We start from the raw sequence: 4,556 nt of genomic DNA, 5'->3' as shown, positions 1-4,556 counted from the left end.
TGACGAACCTCGGCCGGCTCTACCCTCTCCTCGACGACGTCCGCCTGCCGGACGACCTGCCCTACTCCCAGGTGAGCACCTGGGAGTTGAGGTTCCTCTACCTGCTCGGCCGGCATCACCTCACCGGGCGAGCACCTCCCTGGCGAGCTGGCGATAGGCGGCGGCACCGACGGAGTTGGACGCGTACGTGGTGATCGGCTCACCGGCGACCGTGGTCTCCGGGAAGCGGACCGTGCGGCCGATGACCGTGTGGTAGACGTGATCGTCGAACGCCTCGACGACGCGCGCGAGCACCTCACGGCTGTGCACCGTGCGCGAGTCGTACATCGTGGCGAGGATCCCGTCGAGTTCCAGGTCGGGGTTGAGCCGTTCCTGGACCTTCTCGATGGTCTCGGTCAGCAGCGCGACACCGCGCAGCGCGAAGAACTCGCACTCCAGCGGCACGATCACCTTGTGCGCGGCGGTCAGCGCGTTCACGGTGAGCAGGCCCAGCGAAGGCTGACAGTCGATCACGATGTAGTCGTAGTCGTCCATCAGCGGCTTCAGCGCCCGCTGCAGCGTGGACTCGCGCGCGACCTCGCTCACCAGCTGCACCTCGGCCGCCGACAGGTCGATGTTGCTGGGCAGCAGGTCCATGTTGGGGACCGCCGTCTTCAGCAGCACCTCGTCGGCCGCCATGCCCCGCTCCATGAGCAGGTTGTAGACGGTGAGGTCGAGCTCCATGGGGTTGACGCCGAGTCCGACCGACAGCGCGCCCTGCGGGTCGAAGTCGACGAGCAGCACCCGGCGTCCGTACTCCGCGAGCGCGGCACCCAGGTTGATGGTCGACGTGGTCTTGCCGACGCCGCCCTTCTGGTTGCACATCGCGATGATCTTCGCGGGTCCGTGATCGGTCAGCGGCCCCGGGATCGGGAAGTACGGCAGCGGGCGCCCGGTCGGGCCGATGCGCTCACGGCGCTGGCGCGCCGCGTCGGGCGCGAGCGTGGCCGCGTACTCGGGGTCGGGCTCGTACTCGGCGTCGGGGTCGTAGAAGTGCCCCTCGGGCAGTTCGTCGTAGTCGGCGAAATGGTTGTGGGGCGCGCCACTTCCGTCGCCGGCCATGGCGTTCACGTGATGGCCATCCATGCTCTGGTGTGCTGGGTGAGTCACCCCTGAACTCCGGTGACTCTGGTGGGCTGCGAAGGTGCGCACAGCGACGGAGCCGACAGCAGCGAACCCCGCGGGACCCTGGCCCCGTTCCGGCATTCCTGGTTGACCACCCCCGGGAGTAAATGTCGACTCATTCACAAGTCGTCTTACCTCCTTGGTGACCAGGAAACTTCTAGACAGGTCAGCGTGGCACCATGCCGACGACTGGCGACTCTATGGCGTGTCGAGGGTCCGCAGCAACACAATCCGCCGGACCCGGCCCGATGTGTCGGCAATGAAACATCCCGCTGTCAAGGGCGTACGGCCGTCGCACGGCAGGTTTCGCCGGTGTGCGAATCGGTAGAAGGGTTACGTTCGAGGCGAGTTGTCCCGGAACCGAGACGTGACCATACACACATCCGGCCGGACCTTGGTGCACAAGGTCCGGCCGGATGTACGGCGTTGACGACTGAAGTTGACGTATCGCCTTTGCCTGATGATGACTTGGTCGACTTAACGTCCGGTCGGACCAGGGACGGCTCAGCCGAGCAGCGAGTCGAGCTCCACGTGCTCCAGGCCGTGCGCCTCGGCGACCTCCTTGTAAACGACCTTGCCGTCATGGGTGTTGAGACCCTTGGCGAGCGCGGGGTCGCGGCGCAGCGCCTCGACCCAGCCGCGGTTGGCGAGTTCGACGATGTAGGGCAGCGTCGCGTTGGTGAGCGCGTAGGTGGAGGTGTTGGGCACCGCGCCGGGCATGTTGGCCACGCAGTAGAAGACCGACTCGTGGACCTTGAAGGTCGGCTCGGCGTGCGTGGTCGGGTGGGAGTCCTCGAAGCAGCCGCCCTGGTCGATCGCGATGTCGACAAGGACACTTCCGGGCTTCATCCGGGACACCAGCTCGTTGCTGACCAGCTTCGGGGCCTTGGCGCCGGGGATCAGCACCGCGCCGATCACGAGGTCGGCCTCGAGGCAGGCCTTCTCCAGCTCGAAGGCGTTGGAGACGACGGTCTGGATCTTCGTGCCGAAGATCTTGTCGGCTTCCTTGAGCTTGTTGATGTCCTTGTCGAGCAGGGTCACGTGGAAGCCCATGCCGATGGCGATCTGCGCGGCGTTCCAGCCGGAGACGCCACCGCCGATGACGACGGCCTTGCCGGCCAGCACACCGGGGACACCGCCGGGCAGCACACCGCGGCCACCGTTGGCGGCCATCAGGTGGTAGGCGCCGACCTGCGGGGCCAGCCGGCCCGCGACCTCGGACATGGGGGCGAGCAGCGGCAGGGCGCGGTTCGGCAGCTCGACCGTCTCGTAGGCGATGGCGGTGGTGCCGGACTCCAGCAGGGCGTCCGTGCACTCCTTGGACGCGGCCAGGTGCAGGTAGGTGAAGAGGGTCTGGTCCTTGCGGAGGCGGTGGTACTCCTCCGCGATCGGCTCCTTGACCTTCAGCAGCAGGTCGGCGGCGGCCCACACCTCGTCGGCGGTGTCCAGGATCTGCCCGCCCGCGGCGATGTACTCGGCGTCCGGGATGGAGGAGCCGACGCCGGCGCCGCGCTCGATGACGACCTGGTGGCCGTTGCGCACCAGCTCGTGCACACCGGCGGGGGTGATGGCCACCCGGAACTCGTTGTTCTTGACCTCGCGGGGGATGCCGACCTTCACGTCGATCACGGTCCTTGGCTCAGAGAGTATGGGGGTATTACTACACATACCCGGGCACGCACGGGCACACCGGGAGAGACCGCAGGAGAAAGTGCGGCAGAGCCAGTCTAATGAAGGTGTTCCCGCTGTCTAGCCTTTCATTGCATCAATCTTCAGCGGATGCGCTGCGGATTTCGCAGGCGTTAGCCCCTTGTTCCAGCTCGGAGTCGCCTTCCGGAACCCCGGCGGCCTCCTCTTCCAGCATCCGCTCCGCCGAGGCGCGGTGCAGCGCGGCGGAGGCGGGATCGCCGAGGTGCTCGTAGGTGTCCGCGATCCGCAGGTGCAGCGCCGACTGCAACCGGATGTCCTCGGCGCGCCGCGCCCACTCCACCGCCTCCCGGCAGGTGCGCAGCGAGTCCTCGGGCCGGCCCGCGTACTCCTGTACCCGGGCCAGTTCGCTCAACGCCCGCGCCTGGGCGGCGACATCACCGCTCTTGCGGTGCCCGGCGACCGCGGCACGCCAGTTGCGCAGCGCCTCGCCGTAGCGGCCGGCGTAGGTGTGGGCGGCGGCGATCCGGCCGTACAGCCGGGCGGCGTCCGCGCGCTCGTCCCGGGCCAGCCGCTCGGCCAGGGCCCGGCCGAACCAGTCGGCGGCCCGGTTGAAGTCCCCGAGCTCCAGATGCGCCCCGCCTACGGATTCCATCGCGCGGCCGGTCGCATACGGGTCGTTCGCCCGGCGCGCGGCGTCCAGCGCGGAGCGATAGCGCACCAGGGCGTCGGCCGTGCGGCCGGTGCGGGCGTCGAGATCGCCCAGATTCAGCAGCGCGGCGGCCCTCTCGCGGGGCAGTCTGCGGCGGTCGGCCACGTCCAGCACGAGGGAGTGCAGCCCGTACAGGTCGCTCGCGGCGGCCTGGGTGCCGAAGTGCGCCACCATGGCCCGTACGAGCTGCGCCATCAGGCGCCGGGCCAGGGTGTCCAGCTCCCCGTCGGCCACCGCGAGCCGGGCGGAGGCCAGCAGGGCGGGGCGCCGGGCGCGCAGCCAGTCGGCAGCGGCCCTGGGGTGGGGAAAGCGCAGGGAGGGCGGAAGGCCGGTGAGCTTCTCGCGCGCCTGGAGGCTGTCGGTCTCGGTGATCGCCCTGCACGACTGGAGCAGCCGCACGGTCCGCTCCAGCATGCGGGCGCGGGCCAGCTGCAGCTCGCCGGACCGCTCATGGCTCTCGGCGAGGGCGCGCAGCAGGGGGTGCAGACAGCCCGGCACCTCGTACTGCGGCAGCTCGGACGGCGCCCGGTGCAGCAGACCGAGCGCGGCGAAGTCGTCCAGCGTGGTCTCGGCGCTGTCCACCGCGCACCCGGCGAGCGCGGAGGCGGTGTGCGGGTCGACCAGTCCGGCCGGGGCGAGGCTGAGCAGACGCAGGGTCCGCGCGGCGGACGCGGGCAGGGAGGCGTGCACCAGCCGGAGGACCCGGGCGACGGGCGTGCCGCCCTCGGTGTCGGTGTGCAGCTGCTTGGCGAGGTCGGCGACGGCGGCCTTGGGCCGGGCGGCGAGCCAGCCACCGGCCAGCACCAGCGCGGCCGGCTGCCCCTCGCACCGCTCGGCCAGGACCTCGGCGGAGCGGGGGTCCACGGTGATCCGCACCGAGCCGATGGCGCGGGAGAGCAGCTCGACGGCGGACTTGGTGTCGAGCCCGCCGAGGGTGCAGGGCCGGACGTCGGAGATCCCGCTCAGCGGCCCCTCGGACACGGCGACGGCCAGGCACTCCGGGTTGTCCGGGAGCAGCGCGTCGACCTGCTCG

General features: G+C 70.1%; 3 protein-coding genes. All 3 read right to left on the bottom strand.

What is annotated here, in order from left to right; translation table 11 throughout:
* Positions 1-120: 120 nt before the first annotated feature.
* Entirely contained in the window at positions 121-1,245 is a 1,125-nt protein-coding gene (locus tag N4P33_RS33110) for a ParA family protein (RefSeq protein WP_260830632.1), read from the bottom strand.
* A gap of 423 nt (positions 1,246-1,668) precedes the next feature.
* Positions 1,669-2,793: an alanine dehydrogenase gene (gene ald, locus N4P33_RS33105; RefSeq protein ID WP_260830631.1), complete on the bottom strand. Its 1,125-nt coding sequence runs from the start codon at positions 2,791-2,793 to the stop codon at positions 1,669-1,671.
* Between the two features lie 136 nt (positions 2,794-2,929).
* A partial coding sequence (locus tag N4P33_RS33100; protein WP_260830630.1) for a tetratricopeptide repeat protein occupies positions 2,930-4,556 on the bottom strand: 1,627 nt, incomplete at its 5' end.

It is taken from the genome of Streptomyces sp. 15-116A, assembly GCF_025290915.1.
GTDB lineage: Bacteria > Actinomycetota > Actinomycetes > Streptomycetales > Streptomycetaceae > Streptomyces.
Note: the sequence above shows the minus strand (reverse complement) of the source record. Positions and strands in the feature narration are given on the sequence as shown.